At 48.2% G+C, this 24,427-nt stretch carries 19 protein-coding genes and 1 pseudogene; 2 read left to right on the forward strand and 18 right to left on the reverse strand.

Annotation, left to right across the window (positions count from 1 at the left end):
• Positions 1 to 19: 19 nt before the first annotated feature.
• The 12 genes and pseudogenes from ASG93_RS07740 to ASG93_RS37105 all read right to left on the reverse strand — a co-directional run bounded on the left by ASG93_RS07740 (position 20) and on the right by ASG93_RS37105 (position 15,845).
• Positions 20 to 1,153, reverse strand: coding sequence for an SGNH/GDSL hydrolase family protein (locus ASG93_RS07740; RefSeq protein ID WP_056830537.1), 1,134 nt, complete (start codon positions 1,151 to 1,153; stop codon positions 20 to 22).
• 141 nt (positions 1,154 to 1,294) lie between these two features.
• Positions 1,295 to 1,942: an SGNH/GDSL hydrolase family protein gene (locus tag ASG93_RS07745; RefSeq protein ID WP_056830539.1), complete on the reverse strand. Its 648-nt coding sequence runs from the start codon at positions 1,940 to 1,942 to the stop codon at positions 1,295 to 1,297.
• Between the two features lie 45 nt (positions 1,943 to 1,987).
• Entirely contained in the window at positions 1,988 to 3,979 is a 1,992-nt protein-coding gene (locus ASG93_RS07750) for a beta-galactosidase (RefSeq protein WP_156410838.1), read from the reverse strand.
• A gap of 154 nt (positions 3,980 to 4,133) precedes the next feature.
• The gene (locus ASG93_RS07755; protein ID WP_056830541.1) at positions 4,134 to 5,858 is read right to left on the reverse strand and encodes a cellulase family glycosylhydrolase; all 1,725 of its coding nucleotides are present in this window, start codon (positions 5,856 to 5,858) and stop codon (positions 4,134 to 4,136) included.
• 283 nt (positions 5,859 to 6,141) lie between these two features.
• Positions 6,142 to 7,839 carry a glycoside hydrolase family 2 protein gene (locus ASG93_RS07760; RefSeq protein ID WP_056830543.1) on the reverse strand — a complete coding sequence of 566 codons (1,698 nt, stop codon included), beginning with the start codon at positions 7,837 to 7,839 and terminating at the stop codon, positions 6,142 to 6,144.
• A gap of 99 nt (positions 7,840 to 7,938) precedes the next feature.
• Positions 7,939 to 8,134: pseudogene (locus ASG93_RS35710) on the reverse strand (ABC transporter substrate-binding protein); the annotation flags it as partial.
• A 190-nt stretch (positions 8,135 to 8,324) separates the two neighbouring features.
• Entirely contained in the window at positions 8,325 to 9,896 is a 1,572-nt protein-coding gene (locus ASG93_RS07765; protein WP_056830546.1) for a response regulator transcription factor, read from the reverse strand.
• A complete protein-coding gene (locus ASG93_RS07770) occupies positions 9,889 to 11,676 on the reverse strand; it encodes a sensor histidine kinase (protein ID WP_056830548.1) in 1,788 nt (595 codons plus the stop codon). Before ASG93_RS07770 ends, ASG93_RS07765 begins: the two co-directional genes overlap by 8 nt.
• Before the next feature lie 298 nt (positions 11,677 to 11,974).
• On the reverse strand, positions 11,975 to 13,684 hold the full coding sequence (locus tag ASG93_RS07775) for an ABC transporter substrate-binding protein (RefSeq protein WP_056830550.1): 1,710 nt from the start codon (positions 13,682 to 13,684) through the stop codon (positions 11,975 to 11,977).
• A gap of 82 nt (positions 13,685 to 13,766) precedes the next feature.
• Positions 13,767 to 14,657: a carbohydrate ABC transporter permease gene (locus ASG93_RS07780; RefSeq protein ID WP_056830553.1), complete on the reverse strand. Its 891-nt coding sequence runs from the start codon at positions 14,655 to 14,657 to the stop codon at positions 13,767 to 13,769.
• A 16-nt stretch (positions 14,658 to 14,673) separates the two neighbouring features.
• A complete protein-coding gene (locus ASG93_RS07785) occupies positions 14,674 to 15,636 on the reverse strand; it encodes an ABC transporter permease (protein ID WP_056830555.1) in 963 nt (320 codons plus the stop codon).
• Between the two features lie 26 nt (positions 15,637 to 15,662).
• Positions 15,663 to 15,845 (reverse strand): hypothetical protein, encoded by a 183-nt coding sequence (locus ASG93_RS37105; RefSeq protein ID WP_162262837.1) that lies wholly within the window; start codon positions 15,843 to 15,845, stop codon positions 15,663 to 15,665.
• 25 nt (positions 15,846 to 15,870) lie between these two features.
• On the opposite strand from ASG93_RS37105, the gene ASG93_RS07790 reads away from it, so the two are divergent.
• Entirely contained in the window at positions 15,871 to 16,095 is a 225-nt protein-coding gene (locus ASG93_RS07790) for a hypothetical protein (RefSeq protein ID WP_156410839.1), read from the forward strand.
• Here ASG93_RS07790 and ASG93_RS07795 read toward each other — a convergent pair.
• From ASG93_RS07795 to ASG93_RS07820, 6 genes are all read right to left on the reverse strand, one after another.
• A complete protein-coding gene (locus ASG93_RS07795) occupies positions 16,089 to 16,364 on the reverse strand; it encodes a cache domain-containing protein (protein WP_056830559.1) in 276 nt (91 codons plus the stop codon). The genes ASG93_RS07790 and ASG93_RS07795 overlap by 7 nt on opposite strands.
• Positions 16,365 to 17,127: 763 nt before the next feature.
• On the reverse strand, positions 17,128 to 17,448 hold the full coding sequence (gene cyoD, locus ASG93_RS07800) for a cytochrome o ubiquinol oxidase subunit IV (protein WP_056830560.1): 321 nt from the start codon (positions 17,446 to 17,448) through the stop codon (positions 17,128 to 17,130).
• Between the two features lie 2 nt (positions 17,449 to 17,450).
• A complete protein-coding gene (cyoC, locus tag ASG93_RS07805; RefSeq protein WP_056830562.1) occupies positions 17,451 to 18,071 on the reverse strand; it encodes a cytochrome o ubiquinol oxidase subunit III in 621 nt (206 codons plus the stop codon).
• The gene (locus ASG93_RS07810) at positions 18,071 to 20,041 is read right to left on the reverse strand and encodes a cbb3-type cytochrome c oxidase subunit I (RefSeq protein ID WP_056830564.1); all 1,971 of its coding nucleotides are present in this window, start codon (positions 20,039 to 20,041) and stop codon (positions 18,071 to 18,073) included. Before ASG93_RS07810 ends, cyoC begins: the two co-directional genes overlap by 1 nt.
• Positions 20,042 to 20,062: 21 nt before the next feature.
• The gene (cyoA, locus tag ASG93_RS07815; RefSeq protein WP_056830566.1) at positions 20,063 to 21,031 is read right to left on the reverse strand and encodes a ubiquinol oxidase subunit II; all 969 of its coding nucleotides are present in this window, start codon (positions 21,029 to 21,031) and stop codon (positions 20,063 to 20,065) included.
• 254 nt (positions 21,032 to 21,285) lie between these two features.
• Positions 21,286 to 22,755, reverse strand: a complete 1,470-nt coding sequence (locus tag ASG93_RS07820; protein ID WP_056830630.1) for an aminotransferase class I/II-fold pyridoxal phosphate-dependent enzyme — start codon at positions 22,753 to 22,755, stop codon at positions 21,286 to 21,288.
• Between the two features lie 216 nt (positions 22,756 to 22,971).
• Between ASG93_RS07820 and ASG93_RS07825 the strand changes: the two genes are divergently transcribed.
• Entirely contained in the window at positions 22,972 to 24,411 is a 1,440-nt protein-coding gene (locus ASG93_RS07825; protein ID WP_056830568.1) for a PLP-dependent aminotransferase family protein, read from the forward strand.
• Positions 24,412 to 24,427: the final 16 nt, after the last annotated feature.

Here is a 24,427-nt window from a genome sequence, read left to right on the forward strand (position 1 = left end):
AGTTTGATTCATTTGCCTCTCAGTACCAGGATAAGAATGCGGCGGCAATGGCTGAACTCGCTTTTCCATTAGGGTGCGGATCGTCCCCTTCGGACATATATTCGGGCATAAGCAAGTTATCACACGGAGCGGCTTGAGAGAGCACTTTCGCTATATCGAATACGCGATCAACGCCGGCGATGTCATGGCTTCGTATTGCCTGATTCACCTGCCTCCAGGCAAGCTCCTGTGAGCCGGAGAAATTGAATGTGGGCACGGTACACAAGATCACGGACATACCGATGCGGCTGCCTTTAAGCTTGGCCACGATCGTTTGCAAATCCTCCAGCACTTGAGGAGCGCTTCGTCCGGCCATACCTATATCGTTCACCCCCAATGCTACGACGACCTCATCGTTGTGCTTGGCTTTATGCAACCAAGCTCCGTCGCTTGCCGCATCGTAGGCTCGCGCCCAACCTGAACCGATGTTCCATACGCTATGTGCCGGAGCAAGCCCCTCCGCAATGCGGGCAACCCAGTATTCATAAGTGTCCGGTCGCGTTCGAACGCCCTGGGTGATGGAATCGCCCAGGAACGCAAGGCGCTTTGCTCCCTCGCGTTCGCAGCCTATAAAATCCGGCAGCACCAGACAGTTTGCGGATATTCGGAAACCATCGGCTGACGTTTGGCCGGCGGCATGCCCAGGCGCATCGTAGGCAGGCACCAATGGTGCTTCCGTATTGTAAGGAAAGCTGTCGCCTGCAGCGAGTGTCATGATCGTCCACGAAAATACCAGATAATGCTCTTCCGGGATTGTGATCTCGGTGGCATCGCTCCAGAACGTTTCTCCCGGTAAAACCATCCTGGACATGGATGAATCGAACGTTACCGGGATTTGAGTGCCCTCTACAACACTTCCGCCCGGCAGTTTCCCGCCGTCAGCGATGTAAGCCGCCTCGATTTTCCACAAGCCTCCTGGCAGATTGGCTCTCGATTCGGAGCCGTCTGCCCATGTAGAATCCACCAGATTGCTGCACCAGAATTTCAGCTCCAATTTCCCGCATTCAGCCGTCTTGATGTAAGCTCTGTACGTATGCATAAAAACGGAATCGCTTTTCATGATAAAATTATTGGCCGTCGATAGAGCCGTCGCTGATGCATATGAACTCCACATGTTTAAGTGCCCCCAATTGTTTTCATGGCATTTGACAGCCCCAGCCGCCAAGCCGCTGACCCTATATTGTTGTTTCTCCATTCTATTTCGCACTTCCGAATAGCCTCGCGTAAATCGGTCTCATCACAGGGCCGCTTCTTTTCAGCGAATGGCCAAAGGACTATTCTGAACGATGGACAGCCATTCGCGGGCGATGAGTTCATGGCCGACAGCCGTCGGGTGAACGCCATCCCATATCCAATAGGCGGCATCCATGCCGGAAGAGGCCTTGTCGAACGCCTCTTGTAACGGAACGAATACCGCATCATATTCCTCGGCCAACTGACGAACGATACGGCTGTAGTCATCGATCCGTTTCCGCCACTCCTCCCATTTTTCCTCCGTACACCCGATTTTCAATATAAACGGCTCGCACAACACTAACCCTGCGGAAGGCAGCATCTCCTTCGTTTCTTCCAGCAAATGCCGGTACGCTCTTTCGAAACGGTCGCCTGGACAACCCGACAGGATCCGCCAGGCGTCGTTGACGCCGATCAGGATACTGATCATATCCGGCTTTAAGCGAATTGCATCCTCGTTCCAGCGGGCGTATAAATCCGAAACCCGGTTGCCGCTGACACCCCGGTTGATGAAATGCGGTTGGTTGCGGGCCAATTCGAAGCCGAGCTTGCTGGCAATGATAAAAGCGTAACCGTGTCCCAAAATGTGATTGGGATCCTCGTTGCGGTCCCGGTTGCCATCGGTTATGGAATCGCCTTGAAACAGAATCGTTTGTCGTGTTGGATTCATGATTGATTTTCCTTTCATTCTCGGATAAGGTTCTATTTCCCTGACTTAGCAGCCGGTTTCGGCAAGCTCTACAATCTCTACGGCGTATGGCTCCATGTCAAGCTCCGGTCCGATCCGTCTCTCGCTGAGAAGACTTGGATAAGCTTGACCGAGTGTTACCGTTTGCCGCTTCCGCGAAAGATTCAAAATGAACAAGTAACGCTTCTCTCTCTTCTTGCGAACCGAGATCTGAACGCCCTCCGGCAGATCGGGGAAAAGGCTTGCGCCCGCATCCGAAGCGACCTCCCGGAATAGGTCTATATAAAAGCTCTCCTCGGCAATCGTCCCCAAATAATACACCTTGCCGCTTCCAAGAGAATGAACTGCAGCGGCCGGTTTGCCGGCGAAGAAATCATCTTCGTACCATGCGATTGGTTCCGCGCCGGAAAGCTCCAGAATATCGCACCATTGCATGCATGTGTAGGTCTTCCCATTCTTCGCCCGAATCGTGTGGACGTCTTTGCCGATCGGGTCGTACTCGGATACATAAACTCCAGCCGCTTCGGACAGCGGCCCGGGCAGCGGCTCCATCCGACAAACATTGTTCATATTTTTAACGCCGGTGCGATTCGTTATAATTAAGGTAGCCCCGCTGCGGACACAATCCTCCAAATGGCCTGCCACGCGTTCATCCAGTAAATAGAGAGAGGGAGCGACGATTAGCCGGTATCCGCTTAAATCGGCTGTCGTATTCACCACATCGGTATGAACGCCCAGCTTGGTCAATGCGCGGTGATACAGCTTCAGATTGTCGAAATAATCCATCCCATCCGCCTGCGGCTGAATCTGAAGCGCATTGTATTGATCGTGCGAATGGAGAATGGCCGCTTCGCCATGCACCTCCGATCCGGTCAGCAGCGGAGAGAGGCTGTTCACTTCCCCGCACAGCTTGCTATATTCCTCGAACCGGCGGCCCGGAACGTTACTGTGGTCAATCAAGCCATGCCAGAATTGCTCGGCGCCGACTGGAGCGCTTCTCCAGCGGAAATGCACAAGCGTGTCGGCACCGCGCGCGATGCACTGCCAGGCGAACGCCCGAATAAACCCCGGCTGCGGCGTTCGCCACATCGGGAACCAGCAGCCGGGCGGGCCGCTGATCGTTTCCATGATCCAGAAGTTGCCCCGCTTAATCCCCCGGGTTAAGTCCAGTGTCAACGCCCCGCTGTATCCGTTCGTATCCGACTTTTCCGGACTTGTATTCGGATAATAGTCAAGGGAGGCAAAGTCCAGCGAGTCGCAGAGTTTGTAATAATCAAGGGACATCGGGTAGCTCCAAATATTATGGGTCACGAAATGACCCGGACACCGCTTCCGCAGAAGATCCACTTGCAGTTGTTGAAAACGGACGACAGAATCCGTTTCGAACCTTTTCCAGTCCAGTAAGTAAGACGGGTTTTTGAAGGAGGTACCGCCCAGCGGTGGCTTGATTTGCGGCCAACTGCTGTACTCCCCGCTCCAGACGACGGTGCCCCAAGCGCGGTTAAGAGCCTCCAAAGATCCGTACTTGTCCGATAGCCATTCTCGGAACCGCTCGCTGCAATTATCGCAATGACATTCGTTCAGAGCAAATTCGTTATCGATCTGCCAGCTGTTTACAGCCGGATGCTTCGAATAATGCGAGGCAAGCTTATCCACGATTTTCTCCGAATAAAGGCGCATGGAGGGACTGTTATAGCAACGGTGTCCGCGTATACCGGGATATCGGGGATGCAGCAAGGCATCAACGGGAAGCACGTCAGGATACCGCTCAACAAGCCAATTCGGCGGCGTGTTGGTCGGAGTTCCGATCACGACCTCGATGCCGCGTTGATGGAAAACGTCTATCGCGTCATCCAACCATGCGAAATCGTACCGTCCTTCCTCCGGCTCCAGACGCGACCAGGCAAATTCGGCTAACCGAACCAGACGGACTCCCGTCTGCCGCATCAGATCCGCATCCTGATCCCATATGGCCCGATCCCAGTGCTCCGGATAATAATCTACACCCATTTTCATCATAAGCTGTCCTCCACTGATTGCTAAGCTTAGCAATGTTTCATTGTAAACCGTTGTTTCCCGATTTCCGCACAAATCCTTATTTCGGCAGCAGGGAGTCCTGCCCAGCGCACGGGCGCAAGGCAGGACTCCTTTTTTCCCAAATCAATTCCGGCTTTTACGAAGCTGTGCCCGTAATGCCCGTGCCGTTCTTCGTAATCGTATACTTGATGATGGCGCCGCTCCAGAAGTGGAACGTCAGATTCACCGTTCCGTCGTTCACTTCATTGAAGAAGCCCTGTGTAAGAGAGATTTCATTGTTAGCATAAGATGGATTGTATGTCCGGGCGTATTCCTTGAACGAAGTCCAGCTAGCCGGACCGGCGTTGCCCCCGGTAGCGTATATGGCCTCCATCGTGGCAAGACGGTCGCCGTTGAAGGCAGTCGGAATCGCAAAATTTGCGGTGGTGCCTTCCACGTTTTGCAGCACTGGCGTGTCATTGTACAATACATGGAAGGTCCAATCTGCGCCCTTGTTAAATTGGGCTTTCAATACGGCTACCTCGCTAAGTGCGGCCGATTCAGTCAGCTTGGCGACATAACTTGCTTTGAGAGTCAGGACTTCGCCATTCAGCTCATAGTCCACGCCATTGACCAATTCGTATTTTCCATTTTTGATGCTGGTTAGAACATTGCCGTTCAAGTTCAGATGGACTACGGCGCCCTGATCCTGAGCACCTTTCTTGACAAAAACCAGATCGGATTCGCCAGTGGAAGAACGGCCCTTCAAGCTGGCCATGATCTGATTGTAAAGCTCAGGATCGTTCCACTGAAGCGTTCTGCGGTCAAACCGCCCGCCGTTATCCCACAGCATAAGGGCAAGTTTGTTCTCTATGGATTTAGAGGTGAAATACTCGATAAACTTCAACATCTCGCCATGCTCGGGCACACCTTCACTGATCGGCGTTTTCCAAGGTACAGCATCCCAGCCGAGCAGTCCGAATTCGCCAATGACAACAGGAATTCCTTTCGATACGAACGAAGTCGTTACATTGTTAATCATTGTATCGATATCTTTAATCGTGTCAGCCTCAAGCCTCGGGTAGCCCGCAATGTTTACGCTGAACGGCCAGAAGCCGTAAAAGTGAACCGTCACGATCAAATTCGGATCGTTCAGATCGGCAATCGTGCTTGAAAGCGAATCCACGTGCTCTTGCGAGTGATTCGTATTTAACGTCGGCAGCACGAGCGGACGAACGTCATTATTGCCTCCCGACGCTCTTACAATATGAACGAAGGATTTGTTGAGCTCATCAAGAAACGCGTGTTGCATCGTCACATCAACGTTCTCAAAAAACGGTTCGTTGACGCTCTCGAACATCAGTTTGTCGGAATGATTCTTGAAGCGGTCGGCGACTTGCGTCCATATCGCATTATATTTGGCCAATGCTTCGTCGTGATTCGTCGGCATCTTGCTGGCCCACATCCAGTTGTCGTGGTGAATGTTGATCATGACATACAGGCCCTCTTCCAGCGACCAGTCGACGACTTGCTGAACCCGGTCCATCCAATCCTTATTGATCTTATAATCCGGTGCACCACCCATCCGCCCGCTCCATGTAATCGGAATACGGATGCTTTTGAAGCCCTGCTTCCTAATTTCCTTAATGAAATCTCGAGTTACCTTCGGGTTGCCCCAAGACGTCTCGTCGCCATTATTTGGAGCATTCGTATTAAATGAATCAAATGTATTGCCCAGGTTCCATCCGGGCTGCATCGCGTTTACATAAGACTGCATTTTGGATTCGTTCGGGTTAGCAGCGGCCGAACTGACGGGTGAAAACAACGCCAGCAGCAGGGCAACGATCATTGCGACCGACAGATATGATCTTTTTGTGCGCATAGAAATTCTCCTTTGGTTTCATGTATTTGGATTGATTCTGTAGATGTTTTGCTTGTCGCGTATTTTACTGATGCATGCCTGAATATCCTCCTCTGCTTGGAATAATGGGCACTGCTGTCTTTCGAGGAAATCAATTCTCAGAGACACTTGTGACTGCACTTCGATGTTGTGTTTTTCATGCACCTCCTCATCGAATGCTTTATGTAAGCGGTGACATTTTTATTTTAACTATATGGCGGTTGTAATAATACTTCATAAAATCATCTAAAAATCATGTGAAAATTCAATATTTTGGATGCTTTCCTGTAAAATAACGCTTCACAACGGAATACGCCAGCTTCGGCCGGCGGTACCGGTCAACAATTCCTTTGCTGTTCTGTGTTCCGGCGCGGGTCAGCAGCCATCCCGTCCCTTCCGTTACTCTGCAGTCGCAAAATTGCCAGACCAGCATGCCGGACAAGAATGGGGCGGACGTATAAGCCGCCAAATTGCGCTCCATGATATCGGCCTGGCGCTCCTCCGTTCCTTTAACCCGGCTCGGGTCGCGATATCCGTAATAGCCGTCGGCCCCGAATTCGCTCATGATCATCGGCTTCCCCAGTCCGCCTGCCTGATCCGCCCAAAGTCTCGCCTGCTTGACCAGCTCTTGCGGATCTTCGTCTTCGTACCAGAGCGGATACAGGTTGAACGAGACGATATCCGCAAGATCGAAGCAGAGCTCGCGGTCGCGGTGATGCGAAGCAAAGCTTAGCAGTCGGGACGTATCCATCGCACGAATTTGTTCGAGCTGAGTCCTGTACATCTCCCGGCCTTCCGGCGTATCGCTTGCGCATTCGTTCAATATCGCCCAGATGATGATGCTCGGATGGTTGAAATGGCTTTCCAGCATCTCCCGGTTGCAATCCTCGCACTGCTTTGCGAACAAGGGGTGCTTCATTTGCTCCAGACTTAGGCCACGCGCATGATTTTCCTCCCAGACGAGCAGGCCGCGTTCATCGCACAAATCCAGAAAACGCTCGTCATTCGGATAGTGGCTGGTCCGTACGGCATTTGCACCCATATCATGCATCAATTCGATATCGTGCACCATGAGCGAGTAAGGTATGGCGGCTCCTGCCAAAGCATGATCCTCGTGCCGGTTGAAGCCCTTTAAAACAACGTCCTCACCGTTTACCTGAATACGTCCATTCAACGTTGTCACCGTGCGAAAGCCGACCCGCTCGATCAAATCGTCCACGGGAGCTTCCTGTCCTTCTGCATACAGTTGCACCTTCAATAGATACAGCTCCGGATTGTTCGCCGACCACTGGACAACGCCGGGGAACGGTTCCGTAATCGAAAGCTCGGCGATCTCGCCCGGTAATACGTCCACCTGGCCTGCGGCAATGTCCCGACCTGCCAGATTGATCTGCAAACGCGCTAGCCGCACACGTTTACCGATATTCCGCACATAGAAGCGAATCGTCCCCTGCCAGCCTTCAGCCGAACGGACTGGCGTAAACGCAATTCGTTCGATAAACATCTCGTGCAGCAGCTCAATCGCTACGGGTCGGATCAATCCCCCATATGTATAATAATCGTTCGGGACATGAAGTGCGGACGAGTCCCCGAACGAATTGTCCGCTATAACCGCAACCTCATGCGTGCCCGGTTCGACATCCGGAACGATGACGGCAAACGGCGTGTATGCATTATAATGATGTCCTGCCGGCTTTCCGTCAAAGTAAACGTCAGCTGTATGGCTCACGCCTTTAAAAACAAGCCGGATTGCGCCTTTCCGCGATATTTCTACCGTTCGCCGGTAGACGCCTTTCCCCCGATAGGTCGTAAACTGCGGATGCATCTCCCAGCACCCGGGCACTGGCATCCGGTACCTGTACACGGAAGGCAACCCCACAGTCCCGTCAATCGGTTGAAAATCCCAGTCGCCTTCCAGTTCTTGCACATCGCGTATTTCATTCGTTCGAAAAAGCCGCAGCATAGTTTCCCTCCAACTGTACTGACTCAGTCTTGCCCCAATTGCGCCGGCATGAGATAAGGGGCCGCCCTTCATGGCGGTCCCCTCTCAATCGGATCGTTTTTTTGATTTCTTGATTTTATAAGCAGCCAATGTCTCTTTGTCAGTTTGGGAGTATTCCTTCGATTTGTTCCGGGAAGACGGTGGTGTAATAGTTGCCCGTTGGGTCCTTCACGCCGTCACCATAGCTCGGTCCCATTCGGTACATATCTATACCGATAGTTTTCACAAAGTTTTTGCGGTCATTGACCTTCATCTTCGGTTCCATCCCGATTCCTCCCCCTTCTCCCTTGATCTTATTTTAACGCACCCGGACTGACGCCATAACCCGAGAAATTCATCTATAAATCATGTGAAAATAAGCGTTTTCAAAGCATTCAAAAAAAGAAGGAAGCCTAGTTATTCCGGTCCTTGTAACCGCTTCTCGGGCCCAACATGGCTGCACGGTTTCACCCCGAAGTGGTTTTGGTCGGCTTCATCTTATAGCGGGACGGTGATTCGCCTAGATACTTTTTGAATTTCAAATGGAAATAATCGGCGTTGGCATACCCGACACGCGCAGCTACCTGGTGCACCTTGAGCCCGTCGGCCAGCAAGTGCTTGGCGTTCCGGATTCGGACTTTGTCCAAGTAGTTGTGAAAGGTGTCGCCCGTGAAGCTTTTGAACATTTTCCCCAAATACCCGCTATTGTAATTGAATAGCTCGGCGAGTGTCTCAAGCTTTAAGCTCTCGGCGTAATGACGCTCCACGAAGTCGAGAATTTGCTTGACGGCAGACTCGCTGCTGAACGTGCTTATGCGTTCCGTCAGTCCGAGCAACCTGACTTCAAGCATCTTACGCAACGACCGAAGATCAGGCTGCTCATAGATTTCCGCGATTACCGAAAGGGCATCCTGTACGGCGGTGAAGGCGGTATCGCTTGTCTTCGACAGCTTGGTCAGCGCGAGCGATATCCATTGCGAGACGGCGGTTTTCATCGCTTGCTCCGCGCCGTCGTACGCGGCGATCGACTGCCCCCCTTCATCCAGAATACGCCGAACGGCGTCCTTGCTGCCGATATCGAGCGCATAAAATAGCTTATCCGCCAAAGCGTTTATATCGGGTCCGGTCGGCTCACCGTCTCTTGCGCCGTTCGCGGCAAAGTTGAGAGGCGGACGCTTAAGGATGACCGTCCGTTCTCCGCGGAACAGGAACTCTTCCTTCAGCAGCCGGACAGCCTGTGAATAGGATAGACTGATATCTGCGAGCTGATGCACCGGGTCTCCCGCTGCTGCGGAGAAGCCGCCATTCAGTCCCAGAAGCGATTCTTCCAAATCCAGATACATCGAAATAGCCTGTAGCTCAATCAGCGCCCTCTCATTCAGCAAAATGCCGACAAAGGGTTCTACGTCGAATACGATGCCTGTACCCGACGACTCAAAACGCTCTGCCAGCTTTCTCCTGACTTCCGCCCGACCGTTTGCATGACTGCCAAGCGGCGGATGCATCTTCAGGAGCATTACCCGATACGAACGCCAATCGAGCTCCGGTTCCTTCGGCGGTTCCATCGCCGTATGGTGACCCTCTTCATACATGAGCAGCGATACGATCTGATCCGCGAGCTGCTGCGCCGATGTCTGTTCCGTTTTTTGCAGCGATCCGGAGGCCTCTCTCAGCACTCCGCAGATCCTGTCAAGCTCTGCTTCGAATTCATCCGTATCTACTGGCTTGAGCAAATAGGCGTTCACTCCCCATGAAATCGCTCGCTTGGCGTACGAGAAATCGGCGTGGCCGCTTAAAATGATAAATTGGCATTCCTTATCGTTCTTGCGAATTTCTTCGATAACCTGCAGCCCGTCCATCCCTGGCATGCGGACATCCATGACCATAAGGTCGGGCTTCAGCTCCTGGTGCCGAAGCAGCGCCTCCCGGCCGTTACCCGCTTCCCCGATCACCTCGAAGCCGTGCCGCCGCCAGTCCACAATCGCCTTCAAGCCTTGGCGTATCGCATTTTCATCGTCTACGAGAACAACTTTATACATGCGAATCTCCTCCAATCGGTATCATGAAACGAATTTCCGTCCCTTTATTTTCTCGGCTTACGATGCGGAGTCCGGATTGCTCTCCATAGGTAAGGATAAGCCGCTGATGCACGTTGCGCAGGCCAATGCGATGGTTCTTCCCGTCTTCGGGGTCGTCCAGCGAACGGATCAGCGCATCCAGTCTTGCTTCCGGAATTCCGGCGCCATCGTCGGCAACAGTCACATACATGGCCTCATCCTGAAGCTCCGTCCGAATCCATACGAAGCCCGCCTCTTCTTTATTCTCAATCCCGTGGATCACGGCGTTCTCCACCAAGGGCTGCACGATGAGCGGAAGAATCTGGATTTCGCTTGATGCCGAGTCGAGCTCAAGCTCGTAGGAAAGCCGGTCCTCATAGCGGAATTGTTGAATGGCCAAATAACATCGGACCATGTCCAGTTCTTCGCCGAGTGCAATCGTGCCGCCTCCGATCTCGAGGCTCTTGCGCATCAGTTTCCCAAGCACCCTGACGATGTCGGCGATATCCGCACTCCCCCGCAAATGAATCTTCATCCGTAGCGACTCAAGGGCGTTGAACAAGAAATGGGGATTGATCTGGCTGGCCATCATTTTCAGTTTGATTTCTTTCTGTTTGATCTCCAGCTGTGCTTTTTGCCGATTCGATTCGGTCACTTCCTCCATCAACTCGCGGATATTGCCGACCATATTATTGAATTGCCGTGACAACTGGCCGATTTCGTCGTCACCATCAATCACGGAGCTGGCATGCAAATCGCCTAAAGCCACTTTATTGATTTGCTTGCTCAAGCGAAGGATGCGCTTTGACAACAGGGAGGAAAAAATATAGATGAACACCAAGGCGATTAACAGGCTCATGATGATAATGGAGAGTGCGAACATGCTGATCCGGTTCGCTCCCTTAATGATGCCTTGCACCGAAAACACGGATATGATTTTCAAGCCGTTACTGCTCACGTCCGGAATGAGGGACTCTATAATGAGCTTTGACGTTTCCCCGTTGTACTCGATTTGGTACGTGCCGCTCGGTTTATCCAGCATTTCCTGGGTGATGTGAAAGTCGCGAATATGCTTGCCCACGAGGCCCGTGTTTTTGGCCGCATCGATATATCCGTTCCCGTCGATGACCATCGTATCGAACTGCTCCTGCCTCAGAATTTCGTTCAGCTCCGTTTGGCTGATATCGATGACGAGCACGCCAGTCGTTCGGTAATTTGGAAAATAGACGCGGCGCACCAGGCTCAGATAAGCATTATTGCCTTTCGTTTCGTCTCCGATGTAATACCAGCCGATTTTATCCGAGTTCTTTATAGTCGCCTTGTACCATTCCGAATTCGCAATCGATGGCTCTGGCTGTAAATAGTCCCAGTTATTCAGCAGGGTCGGATTATCCACGTACAACCGGATGTTGGCGATTTCTTTATAAAGCCGCACGTATAGCTCGAACTCTTGATATTCTCTATAGGCCTCTACAACAGAATAGTTCGATTCGTAACGCTTATTGACGAGAGCTTCCAATCGCGGGTCCGTCGCCAACTTGTTAGAAATCTCGATCGACCGCTTCAATATTTCGCCGATTCGCGTCTTCACCTTCTCCACGTCGTTCGACGTTTGCTGGACCGCATCGTTAAGTGCCGTCTGGCGGAGCGATTGGGTCAGCAAAGCGCCCACGATCCCGACCGGAATAAAGACGACAAGGATGAATGAAATAATCAACTTCTTTTTCATGTGAATGTTGTTCGTTTTGTCTATCCATTTCATAAGCACCTCACCCCTTTGACAGCGTTTTCATTAATGTAAAACATATTTGTTTCATGCTTCTGCTGCGGGGCAATATTATTATTATAAAAAAACTTTCGAAAGTATCCTACCCAGCGAACTCATCGTAATTTCATGTCAAAATTAGATATTTATATTCTAACACAAAAAAGATCGGCGTTGCATTATGACCCGCCTACCTGCAGCATAAAAATACCCTCAATCTCGCCAAGCGGCAAGATCGAGGGCATTTTTTCGCCTTTTCTGAAACTTATCGACAAAGTCGATTGATTATCTTCATTTACTCGTTCCACAGCTTGACGCGGTCCTGAACCAGCTTCGTGTACATCTCGCCGAGCTTTTTCGCGCCTGCCTTATCCAAATCGTTCATAAAGTTTTGCCATACCGTATCGAATTGATCCGGCTTCGCCAATATTGCTTCTGGGACGCGCTTCTTCATGATATCTTCGCATTTCTGGAAGATGACGTCGGTATCGGATCCCGTCGGAATTGGGATATTCCAGGCTGCTCCCCAAGGCTTGACCGGGAACTCTTCCTTCTTCGGGAACAGGTCTTTCCACGTCTTCGCATTGTAATGCGAAAGCACATCCTTTGCTGCATCGGGGTAATTCTGGATGATCTGATCGACATTATTCGTCGTATACATGTTGCCGGTCGGATCGGTCACGCCGTCGCCCCATCTCGCGGAAAAGCCCCCGTAGTTCCCTATGCCGGTCGCTTTTTGCCAGTTTGCCGTGTCCTTCGTTCTGCGTTCGAGCTGATCGGGCGGAATGACGCGCTTGCCGTTCTCCACCTTGTAATCTACGCCCTCTACGCCCCAATTGTTCAGCACTTGCGCCTCGTCGGAAGCGAGCCAATCCAGAAACTTGATTGTGCGGACCGGATCCTTGTTGCTCTTAGTAATGGCGGTGCCCCATCCCGCCATATACCCTCTATCCTGGAAAGAATGGTCTTTAATGCTCTCGTTCATCGTAACCGGATAAAAGCCGTACGTACGATCGGACTTGCCGTCTTTATTCAGTGCTCCCACTCCGCCACCGATATCCCACGCCGCGTCAATCAAGCCGAGTACGCGGCCGGAGGCGATCTTCGCGTTGTACTGGTCGTATTTCTGCACGAAGCTTTCCGGATCCATCAGGCCGATATCGTTCATATGGTTCAGCCAGCGGAAATATTCCTTGTCTTCCGGACGCAGGTAATGCAGCGTCGCTTGGTACGTTTTCGGATCGATATAGAATTCGCCGTCGTCCTGAAGTCCCGTTGCATAGACAGCAGGATTCGTTACGGAAATCAGAATGCGCCAGTCGTCGGCATTGAGCGACAACCCGACCGTCGGTTTGCCGTCGATCGTCGGATGCTTGTCTTTATACATCTTGATCGCATTTTCATAATCCTGAAGCGTGCGGATTTTCGGATAACCTAGCTCCTTCACCACCGCATGCTGCAGGGCGAAGATGCCCCCCGCATCGAAATCCGTTTGATTCACGCCCCCCAGTGTCGGCAGCACATAGATGGCATGGTCATCATTGCTCCAACGCAAACGTTTCATATAAGGGCCGTATATTTTTTTCAGATTCGGCGCATATTTATCAATCAAATCCGTCAAGTCGATGAGCGCACCCGCATCCACGAGCTTGCCGGCATCGCCACTTGGCAGGATGAGATCGGGATATTGTCCGCTGGAAATCATGAGCGGAACTTTCTGATCCGTCGAGCTGAGGCTGAACTCCATCTTGAGGGAAACGCCCATTTTCTGCTGAATGATTTTGCCGACTTCGCTCTGCATGTCGTCCCAATTCGGATTATTGCCCGAAAACGCCGTTAGCGTGATCGGCTTATTGTCGGCAGCGCCTTTGCCAGCGTCGCCCGTTGCGGATTGGGCCGGCGCTTGTCCGGCATCGCTTGCCGGCGTCTTGCTGCAGCCGACGGCCGTGAATGTCATAACCCCCGCGAGCACGAGGCCCGCAGCCATACGAAATGGCTTTTTCATGTGGATGATCCTCCCTTATCTTCTTGAGTGAATGATTGTATGAGATCAGGTCGCCCTGCCCTTACTGCGTGCTTTGTTCGGCCTAGCTCTTTACTGCCCCCAGCGTAATACCCTTCACGAAATACTTCTGCAGGAACGGATACACGATCAGAATCGGAGCAGTCACCACGATCGTGATCGCCATCTTGATCGATTCCGGGGATACAGTCGCAATGCTGGCGACGGAGTTAATGTTATGGGCGTTGCTGACGTTCTGCGTGCTTAGCAAAATTTTCTGCAGCTCGAATTGCAGCGTCGTCAGGTTAGGCTTGTTGCTGTTGAACAAATACGTGTCGAACCAGGAATTCCAGTGGCCGACAGCGATGAACAGCGCGATAGTGGCCAGAACCGGCTTGCACAGCGGGAATATAATTCTCGTAAAAATGACAAAGTCGTTGGCTCCGTCCAGCTTGGCAGACTCCTGCAACGAATACGGCAGGCCGTCAATATAGGAGCGAATGACATAGACATTCCAGACGCTTAAAATAGCCGGGATGATGTAGATCCAGAATGTCCCGATCAGATGCAGATTCCGCATGAGCATGTACCCCGGGATCAACCCGCCGGAGAAATACATCGTCAGTACGAAAAAAATCGAGAACAGGCGTCTTGCCTGAAAATCCACCCGGCTGAGCACATAAGCGACCATCGCAGCGCTGAGCACGCCGACCGCCGTACCGAGCACCGTGCGGAGCACCGAATTTCGAAAGCCTGTGAGCAGCGACTGATACTTGAAAATTGTCGCATAATTCGCCCACGTAAATTCGCGCGGCCAAACGTAGATGCCGCCCCGGACCGTATCGGTCGAATCGTTCAGCGAAATCGCCAGCACGTTCAGAAACGGATAAATCGTGATGATGGCGACAGCAGTCATCAGCACAGACAGAAACAATTGGAAGCCAAACTCAGAGCGGTCGCCCACTGCACCGGTCATCTTCCTCCCTCCTTTCTCAAATGACGCTTTCCTTCGTAGCTTTGCGGTAGAGCGCGTTCGCCGTGAGCACCAGGGCGACGCTAACAACCGAATTGAACATGCCGACGGCGGTGCCGAAGGAATAGCGGCTGAGCCCGATCCCGTAATTAAGTGCATACAAATCGAGCACTTGCGAATAGTCCGCTACCAGTTGATTGCCAAGCAAGAACTGCTTCTCGAAGCCGATGCTGATTAAACTTCCAATCGACAAGATCAGCAGCACCATGAACGTTGAGCGTATGCCGGGCAGTGTAATGTGCCAAATACGGCGGAATCTTCCTGCTCCGTCGACGGTCGCCGCTTCGTAAAGCTCCTGGTCGATACCGGCAATGGCTGCTAAATAAATGATGGAGTTCCAGCCGGTTTCTTTCCACAGGTCGGAAGAGGTTATGATCCCCCAGAACAAATTGCCCTTGGCCATAAATTGTACAGGCTCCGAAATCAGATGGAGCTTCAACAGCAGCTCATTCACGATTCCCCCGTCGGTCGACAACATTTTCGTCACCATGCCGGCGACGACGACCCACGAAACGAAGTGCGGCAAGTAGGAGATCGTCTGCACGGACCGTTTGAACACCCGGCTCTTCACTTCATTGATCAACACCGCGAACAGGATCGGCACCGTAAAGCCCGCGATCAATCCCATGAGGCTCATCGCCAGCGTGTTGCGCAGCACGAGATAAAACTTCTCGTCCGTAAACAGCTCCTGGAAATTGTGAAGCCCCACCCATTTCTGCTGCAGAATCGACTTGCCCGGCTTGTAATTCTGAAACGCCATGAGCCAGCCCCAGATCGGCATGTAGCTGAACACGAACACCCAGATGACGAACGGGATAGACATCATGTACAGATAACGCTGCTGGAGGAATGTTTTCCAGAAGCCCCTCTTCCTGATCCGGCGGTCCGTCAGGAGGATTTCCCGGGATGTGAGCGATTCCATATCGTCCCTCCTTTTATTTGATACCATCATGATACCGTTTTCTTTCGGAGGCCGATACCTGGTAAACTGATTGCAAAATCATATGCAAACTTGTCATTTCTGCAACGGTTTTCCCTTGTAACGGAAGGGGATTCCTCCAGATACTTTTTGAAATTCAGGTAAAAATAATCGACATTGGCGTATCCGACGCGGGTCGCCGCCTGATGCACCTTAAGCCCGCTCTCGAGCAAAGCTTTGGCATTGTGGATACTTTGTCAAATAAGTATGAAACAAGTTGCCCGTATGGTTTTTGAACATCTTTCCCAGGTATCCGCTATTGTAAGTGAACAGCTCGCCGAACGTATCGAGCTTCAAATTCTTGGCGTAATGGCGTTCAACGATGTCAATGGCAGGTTCGCTGCTGAACGTGCACAAGTGCTTCGACAGCCCACACATCCTGTGCCCGCGCGTCTTCAGTAAAGTTCGAATATCCGTCTGCCCATAAATTTCCGCAACCATCGGAAGTCGATGACCATCGTATCAAAATGCTCCTGTCTCAGAATTCCGTTCAGCTCCGTTTGGCTGATATCGATGACGAGCACGCCGGTCGTTCGGTAATTCGAAAAATAGACACGGCGCACCAGGCTCAGGTAAGCACTATCGCCTTTCGTTTCGTCTCTGATGTAATACCAGCCGATTTGATTCGAGTTATTTATCGTCGCCTTGTACCATTCCGAATTCGCAATCAACGGCTCTGGCTGTAAAGATGAATGAAATAATCAACTTCTTTTTCAAGCGAATGTTGTTCGTTTTGTCTATCCATTTCATAAGCACCTAGCCCCTTTTTTGGCAGCGTTTTCATTAATGTAAAAAATATTAGTTTCGCGCTTACGCTATGGGGCTACATAATTATAATAAAACTTTCGAAAGCATCCTACCCGCGAACTCATCGAAATTTCATGTCAAAATTAGATATTTATATCCTAACACAAAATAGCTCGACGTTGCATTATGACCCCGTCTGCTTTCAGCATAAAAAATACGGTTCTGGTGCAAGGATTTAAAAAATTCGCAGTTACCCGACAAACTATACTTTATCTATGCCAAAACCAAATATCTGGTATCCGTGGGAACCGAAGAAGAAAATGATCCGTAATCTGCCTGAAATCCTCCAAGGATAAACGACTCCGTCGTCCTTCAGGGACGAGCGCGTTTGTCAAGGTAGATGCGAAGCAAAGTATAAAACTTATACTTTCTCTACTAAAATAAAGACCTTTATCAAAAATAGATTATTCTATTTTGATAGAGGTCTCAGTATTATAAAAGCTAATACATATGTTGAATAATTCTAACTCATAAGCGGTTCTGCGCGTTTGGACCCCGGTCAAATAGTGAGTTAACAATCTCCCAGTCGTTAAGAAAAGAGGAAATTGATTATTAATTTGCGTTTCAAACACACGTTCAGTTTTTTCCATCGCCGTTTCTTCAGAGAACGAATCACCCGTAATTCTATCAATGGGCTACCATATTGTATTTCATAATCCAAATCGATCCGATAATGATCGTAAGCAAAATAATCAATCCAAAAATGAGAGCTAATAAATTATAACGAGGCTTTTCCTCATCACGAAGATGCATGAAGAATATAAGCTGAACAACGAACTGCAGGATCGCCGCTGCAATCAAGATAATGTATGTGGCTGTACTCTCAAGCAGGTTGTACATCACAACAACGAGTGGAAGGATGGTGAGAATGATTGAAAGTAGGAAACCAGTTGCATAGGTTTTCAAAGAACTTGTATGGCGTACTCCCTTAACCGTGATATTTCCCATGGTTACATCACCCCCATCAAGTAAACGACCGTAAGAACGAAGATCCAAACCACATCAAGAAAATGCCAGTACAAGCTGACGATACTAACCTTCCGCTGAGTAACAGGCGTAATTCCGTGCCGCGACAACTGAATGATAACTGCAATCATCCAAACCAATCCGAGTGTTACATGGAGGCCGTGAGTACCGACCAATGTAAAGAAACCAGAAAGGAAGGCACTTGTACCTATAGCAGCTCCCTCATGAACCATATGAGCGAACTCTATAATTTCCATGACTACAAAACTTGCTCCCAAAAGAGCTGTGACCAGTAACCAAACAATTACGCCTCTTTGATTTCCTTTATTCATGGCCAGAACCGCCAGACCACTTGTAAAACTACTCGTTAATAGGATGAAAGTCTCCGCAATAACCCCTGACATTTGAAAAAGTTCATGGGAAGTCGGACCTCCGTTCGTGTTTCCTTGCAATACAATATAAGTGGCAAATAATGTACCAAACAGAATACAATCCGTCATTAGAAAAATCCAAAACCCAAACTGCCGTAAAGCTTCCAGATCGTGATGATTACCATGGTCTGAATGGGGATTAGACTCATAAGGAACCATTTTTGACAATGCCATTATAAGATCCTCCTTGCCGCAGCTTCCGTGCTTTCAATCTCTTCCACCGGAATATAATAATCCGTGTTATAAGTAAACGAATGTACGAGCATACAAATACCTATTCCGATAAAGCCAGGAATGGCCAACCACAGCCAATTGAATACCATACCAAAGCCAACAATGAACCAGAAGAACGATTTAATGAAAGGAATCGGAGAATTTTTGGGCATATGAATGGGCTCAATATTAGAGCGCCTTTGTAAAGATATGCCCTCAGCCTTCCTTTTCTTTTCCTCCCACCACTCATCTTGTGTGCTTACATACGGGAGAGTAGCAAAGTTATACAAAGGCGCTGGAGAAGGAATGGACCACTCAAGCGTACGTCCATTCCAAGGATCGCCTGTCGTATCTTTCTCCATAAATTTAATACTGTAGGCAATCTGCCATATTTGAAAAATAAATCCGATTCCCATCAAAAATGCACCAACGGTCGAAACCAAATTCAATTCCCACCATCCAGAATCCCAACCATACGTACTAAGCCGTCGCGTCATTCCCATTAAGCCAAGTACATATTGCGGCATGAAGCAGACATAGAATCCTAAATTCCAGAACCAAAAAGCCCATTTTCCAAGCTTCTCATTGAGCTTGAAGCCGAATACCTTCGGCCACCAGTAATAAAGCCCTGCAAAAAATCCAAAAACTACACCACCGATGATAACTTGATGAAAGTGAGCGATCAGAAAATAACTGTTGTGATATTGGAAATCTGCAGGAGCTACAGAGAGAAGCACCCCGGTCATTCCTCCGATAACAAAACAAGGTATGAATCCAATTGTCCAGAGCATCGGAGTTTCGAACGTGATCTGTCCGCGAAACATTGTAAACAACCAGTTGAATACTTTAACACCAGTTGGTATTGCAATTGCCATTGTCGTCAAAGCAAAAAACGCGTTGACATCAGCTCCGGAACCCATCGTAAAGAAGTGATGCGCCCACACAAAAAAGGAAAGAAGACTAATAAGCATGACTGCGTACACCATTGACTTATAACCAAATAGCTTTTTTCTGGAGAATGTCGCTACAATTTCAGAGAAAATACCAAACGCAGGAAGAACAATAATATATACTTCGGGATGTCCCCACATCCAAATCAGGTTAATATACATCATTGGATTTCCTCCACCGTCAAGCGTGAAGAAGTGGGCGCCAAGAAAGCGGTCCAAAAACAAAAGCGCTAATGTTACTGTCAAAATTGGAAAAGCGAATATAATAGCAATACAACTCGACAAGACGGACCATGCAAACATAGGCATCTTCATTAAAGTCATACCGGGGGTACGCATTTTTAGAATCGTAACAATAAAGTTAATACCTGTCATTAAACTACCGATACCTGAGATCTGGATTCCCCAAATATAGAAATTTTGTCCAACTCCAGGACTATGGGATAGCTCTGACAACGGCGTGTATGACAGCCAGCCTGCATCTGGCGAACCGCCGATGACAAAAGACAAGTTGAACAGCATAGCTCCCCAAAAGAACAACCAGAAACTAAGCGAGTTTAAAAACGGATAGGCTACATCTCGTGCTCCGATCTGCAAAGGTACTATGATGTTAAATAAGCCAAACATAAATGGCATGGCCATGAACAAAATCATGATCACTCCATGAGTCGTAAATACGGAGTTATAATGTTCCGGTGTTAGAAACTCCATATTGGGCATCGCTAATTGTACTCTCATAAGTAGGGCATCAATCCCCCCTCGAAAAAGCATCAGTATGGTACAAATAATATACATAATACCGATACGTTTGTGGTCAACGCTTGTAAGCCACTCTCGCCAAAGCCATGTCCATTTTTTAAAATATGTGAGTGCAAAGACGACAGCTATTAATGTTAGTAAGATACTAACGTCAGCACCATAAATAAGCGGATCGCCGGTGACGAAAAATGTTGATGCAAAATTCTTTATTTTATCCCACATCGTTAATGTCTCCCTTCCCAGTTAATGACCAGAATGCTGCATATGATCTTGTTTCATATCCATATCCATATCCATTTTCATGTTTGCTTTCGTATCTTCACTTTCGGTCACCTTTTTGGAGAGACCGTGATTGTGAGATGTTGCATACGTGGTAACAATTCGTTCAAATAACTTTTCCGGAAACGAGGAATAGGACATCGTATCCGTTACTCCGGGTTTGGCAAGAGCTCTATACCCATCTAATGTTAGAGCCTGTTTCGAATTCTTAACGTCTTGAAACCACGTATCGAATTCTTCTTGAGTGGCCGCTTTCGCCATGAATCTCATACTCCCGAACTCACGTCCACTGAAGTTTGCCCCCGATCCGAAATACTCGCCTGTTTCATCCGATTGTAAATAAAGAGCCATATTCATTCCCGACATTGTATACATTTGTCCGCCCAACTGTGGAATCCAGAACGAGTTCATCGGCGCGTCTGCTGTGAGCTCAAAACGAATCGGTGTATCCTTGGGAAATTGCACGTAATTGACAGTTGCAATACCTTGTTCGGGATACATAAACAACCACTTCCAGTCAAGAGATGCCACTTGTATGGTTATCGGTTTTTTATCAGACACAAGTGCTTTGGACGGTTCTAACGAGTAAGTCGACCGCACTGTGACTACTGCAAGTACAATAATAATTAGAATTGGAACACCCCACCAGATGACTTCCAACTTCGTACTATGCTCCCATTCTGGCGTGTATTTTGCTTTGCGATTTACCTTTTTGCGGTAACGCCATATAATCCATGCCGTCAATATAAGAACGGGTATAATGACAATCAAGCACAATAAAGTGGATATTATCATTAAATCAAGCTGTTGTTTTCCAATCGGCCCTTTGGGATCCAGAATGATGATTTTTTCTGTGCAACCGGCCGTCAAAGCTGAGATTATGATCAGCATTAACAAAGCTGCAAACCGACTGAAAGTTTTGTTCTTGTTCATCTTTTATTCATCCCCTAACCGTAGCTCTTAATCTCAGATGCTAGCTCAGGTTATATCTTAGAAAAAAAAGAAGATATTGTCGCCATCCAATTACAGATTCTCTGAGCCATCCATGTTCAACATAATGAAACAAATCCTTCATCATTTTGTCACTCACGGTATATAGCAAAACTCAAAAAAAACCCGTGGATTGACCGAAGTTTCGTCTCGGCATCCTCGAGCTTTGTGTTTTGGAGAAGTGAAGCATAGACTATTTACACTTTTACCACCTTAATATTTCGAACCGTAGGATCTTCTGTGCCTTTAACCGGCAACCCTACTTCCAGATGTTGAGTGATATAATCGATAATCTCACATGTTATTATTTCCCCTGGAATTAATATTGGAATCCCCGGCGGATAGACATACACAACCTCGGCCATGATTCTTTCTACCGAATCTTCCAGCCGGACGCTTTCCGTTTTAGAATAGAATGCCTGTCTTGGCGAAATGTTTAAAGTAGAAAGTTCAGGAATCAGAATCTTTTTGGTTACTACTTCATGCGAGGCAATTTCACGTCCAATTTGACACATATGCCCTAGCGCATTAATAAGAGTTTCAATATTCACTGCCGTATCGCCAATTGTAACTAAGCAAAGAATATTATATAAGTCACTTAATTCAACCTCGATATTGTAATTCTTCCGCAACCATTTCTCAGCTTCGTATCCAGTAATACCCAGTTTCCTAACATGGATACACAACTTCGTCGCATCGTATGAATAAGCAGCTTCAGAACCGAGTATTTCTTCACCGAAACAGTAAAGTCCAGGTATCTTGTTAATTTCTTTTCGGGCAAATGAAGCTAACTCAAGGGCTTGTCCCGCCATATAACGACCTCTAAAAACCAACTGTCTGCGAGCAGTGTCCAATGAAGCCAACAAAATGTAGGACGTTGAGGTCGTTGTTAACATGCTTAGGACTGTTTTGACCCTTTGAATATTGATCAGCTCACCTTTAACATTGAGAATTGAACTTTGAGTCAAGGATCCCCCCAATTTATGAACGCTTGTAGCAGCCATATCCGCACCTGCTTCCATGGCCGATAGAGGGAGATTTTCATGAAAGTGAATTAGAGTACCATGTGCTTCATCAACCAAAACAGGAATGTTATAACTGTGAACTAGACGAACCATTTCTTTCAACTGAACACTAACTCCATAATAGGTTGGATTAATGATTAATACTGCTTTTGCATCGGGGTGACTTTCCAATGCCAATTTCACCGTTTGTATGGTAACTCCGTGTTCGATACCAAGTTTCAAATCCTTATGGGGAGATATGAAAACAGGAATTGCACCGGAGAGAATGATAGCTGTTAAAATGGATTTATGCACATTGCGTGGAATGATAATTTTGTCCCCTTCGGAACATACGGACATGATCATGGTCATGATCGGAGTACTTGTCCCTTGAACCGAGAAAAAGCTATAATCCGCACCAAACGCTTGAGCAGCAAGTAACTGCGCTTCCTTAATTACTCCCTCAGGTTGGTGAAGATCGTCAAGCGGAACGATATTAATTTGATCAATCGAAAGAATATTCTCTCCCACGAAATCTCTGAATTCCTGATCTATTCCCTGCCCTTTCTTGTGCCCCGGAATATGAAATTGTATCGGGTTGTTTGCTGCATGCTGAACCAGTGCTGTAAACAACGGCGTTTCATGTTGATTCAAGCTACTCATCCCCTCGTTGACCGCCAATTGAATCATCATACCGATATATAATTGCCTTGTAACCATCCACTTATCTACAAATTGTCTCATCCAAGTTCAATCATTTGGAACATTGTTGTCAAAGATCGGCTATATTCTTATCCCTTTACTTCTAAAAGTAACTGATATACTAAAGATGCTTTAAACTTCATACTTTCGGCAATACTTAATAAAGGTGATGAGGACATGTGGAAGCCAGACCGATCAAGTAAAAAACCGATCTACCAGCAAATTACTGAATTCATGGAACGTAGAATTTCATATGGGGAATTTCCAGCTGGAAGCTTGCTGCCATCAGAAAGAAAGTTGGCAGACCATCTTGGAGTAAACCGTAGCACTGTTGTTCAAGCTTATGAAGAACTACGCGCCTCCGGTTTAGTGGAAAGTGCAAAAGGAAGTGGTACAAGAGTAAGTAAGCATAAATGGGGAATAGTACCTAAACAAACGCCAAACTGGAAACAATATGTAGAGGGTGGCACTTTTTTACCGAATCTTCCTTTCATTCGCCGTATTCGGGAGGAGATTAGAAAAGGAAATACGCCTATTGATTTTGCTAGCGGTGAATTATCTACCGACTTATTTCCAAATGGCATTGTACGTGACATATTGCAAAAGCAACCGTTTCAGGAGCAGCTTGGATACGACGATCCTCAAGGATTCGCCCCTCTTAGGGAAAGCTTAGTGACGTTTCTTGATCAACATCATCAGATCCATAGCACGGATTCTTCCATTTTGATTACTTCGGGGTCGCAACAATCATTATATTTGATTACACAATGCCTACTTAGTCCTGGAGATGCTGTCGCTATTGAGGATCCTTCTTATTGTTATTCATTACCCATGTTTCAATCCGCGGGATTGCGATTGTTTCGCTTACCCATGGATGAAAACGGCATAAATCCTGAGGATATTATCCCTTTATATCGTCAGCACCGAATCCGGATGATCTTTGTGAATCCTAACTATCAAAATCCTACGGGTAGTGTCATGGCGCCTGATCGCAGAGTAAGATTGCTGGAGATCGCTACTGAACTAGGGATTCCTATTGTGGAAGACGACCCTTTCACCCTTACAGCTTTTGATGGAAATCCTCCCCCCACTTTGAAATCGTTAGATACGACTGGCAATGTGTTATATATAGGTTCTCTCTCCAAAATTGGCGCTTCAGGATTACGAATTGGTTGGTTAATTGCCCCTCAAGCTGTTGTTAACCGCTTAATGGATGCTCGGCAGCAAATGGATTTTGGCTTAAGCACGATCCCACAATGGGTAGCAAACCATTTTATTAAGGACGGACACTTTGAAAATCAAATTATCCGGTTACGAAAGGCCTTATTTCATAAAAGGAATGAAATGATTCAAGGTCTAGAACAAATTATGAGTGATTCTATAACTTTTACACCGCCCCAAGGTGGACTAAATATGTGGTGCAAAATCAATCGTCAAGTCGATGATTTTAAGTTACTTGGAGAAGCTATCAAAAGAGAAGTACTGTTCGTACCTGGAAGTGTCTACGGTTCCGATCATAATTGCATTCGATTAAGCTTTGCGAGACCAAAGCTAGAAGAGATTATTCCGGGATTAAACCGATTGAATGAAGCCATAAAAATAATATTACATACATAAAGCTTCCATTATAATT

It is taken from the genome of Paenibacillus sp. Soil787, assembly GCF_001429545.1.
Lineage (GTDB): Bacteria > Bacillota > Bacilli > Paenibacillales > NBRC-103111 > Paenibacillus_E.

What these genes read in the sequence shown, in the direction of transcription:
- cyoD (WP_056830560.1), bottom strand. Translation starts at nt 17,448, where the DNA reads ATGGGAAATATCACGGTTAAGGGAGTACGCCATACAAGTTCTTTGAAA.
- ASG93_RS07780 (WP_056830553.1), bottom strand. Translation starts at nt 14,657, where the DNA reads ATGACCGGTGCAGTGGGCGACCGCTCTGAGTTTGGCTTCCAATTGTTT.
- ASG93_RS07825 (WP_056830568.1), top strand. Translation starts at nt 22,972, where the DNA reads ATGTGGAAGCCAGACCGATCAAGTAAAAAACCGATCTACCAGCAAATT.
- cyoC (WP_056830562.1), bottom strand. Translation starts at nt 18,071, where the DNA reads ATGGCATTGTCAAAAATGGTTCCTTATGAGTCTAATCCCCATTCAGAC.
- ASG93_RS07760 (WP_056830543.1), bottom strand. Translation starts at nt 7,839, where the DNA reads ATGCTGCGGCTTTTTCGAACGAATGAAATACGCGATGTGCAAGAACTG.
- ASG93_RS07775 (WP_056830550.1), bottom strand. Translation starts at nt 13,684, where the DNA reads ATGAAAAAGCCATTTCGTATGGCTGCGGGCCTCGTGCTCGCGGGGGTT.
- ASG93_RS07755 (WP_056830541.1), bottom strand. Translation starts at nt 5,858, where the DNA reads ATGCGCACAAAAAGATCATATCTGTCGGTCGCAATGATCGTTGCCCTG.
- ASG93_RS07745 (WP_056830539.1), bottom strand. Translation starts at nt 1,942, where the DNA reads ATGAATCCAACACGACAAACGATTCTGTTTCAAGGCGATTCCATAACC.
- ASG93_RS07750 (WP_156410838.1), bottom strand. Translation starts at nt 3,979, where the DNA reads ATGATGAAAATGGGTGTAGATTATTATCCGGAGCACTGGGATCGGGCC.
- ASG93_RS07765 (WP_056830546.1), bottom strand. Translation starts at nt 9,896, where the DNA reads ATGTATAAAGTTGTTCTCGTAGACGATGAAAATGCGATACGCCAAGGC.
- cyoA (WP_056830566.1), bottom strand. Translation starts at nt 21,031, where the DNA reads ATGAACAAGAACAAAACTTTCAGTCGGTTTGCAGCTTTGTTAATGCTG.
- ASG93_RS07740 (WP_056830537.1), bottom strand. Translation starts at nt 1,153, where the DNA reads ATGTGGAGTTCATATGCATCAGCGACGGCTCTATCGACGGCCAATAAT.
- ASG93_RS07770 (WP_056830548.1), bottom strand. Translation starts at nt 11,676, where the DNA reads ATGAAATGGATAGACAAAACGAACAACATTCACATGAAAAAGAAGTTG.
- ASG93_RS07785 (WP_056830555.1), bottom strand. Translation starts at nt 15,636, where the DNA reads ATGGAATCGCTCACATCCCGGGAAATCCTCCTGACGGACCGCCGGATC.
- ASG93_RS07820 (WP_056830630.1), bottom strand. Translation starts at nt 22,755, where the DNA reads ATGAGTAGCTTGAATCAACATGAAACGCCGTTGTTTACAGCACTGGTT.
- ASG93_RS07810 (WP_056830564.1), bottom strand. Translation starts at nt 20,041, where the DNA reads ATGTGGGATAAAATAAAGAATTTTGCATCAACATTTTTCGTCACCGGC.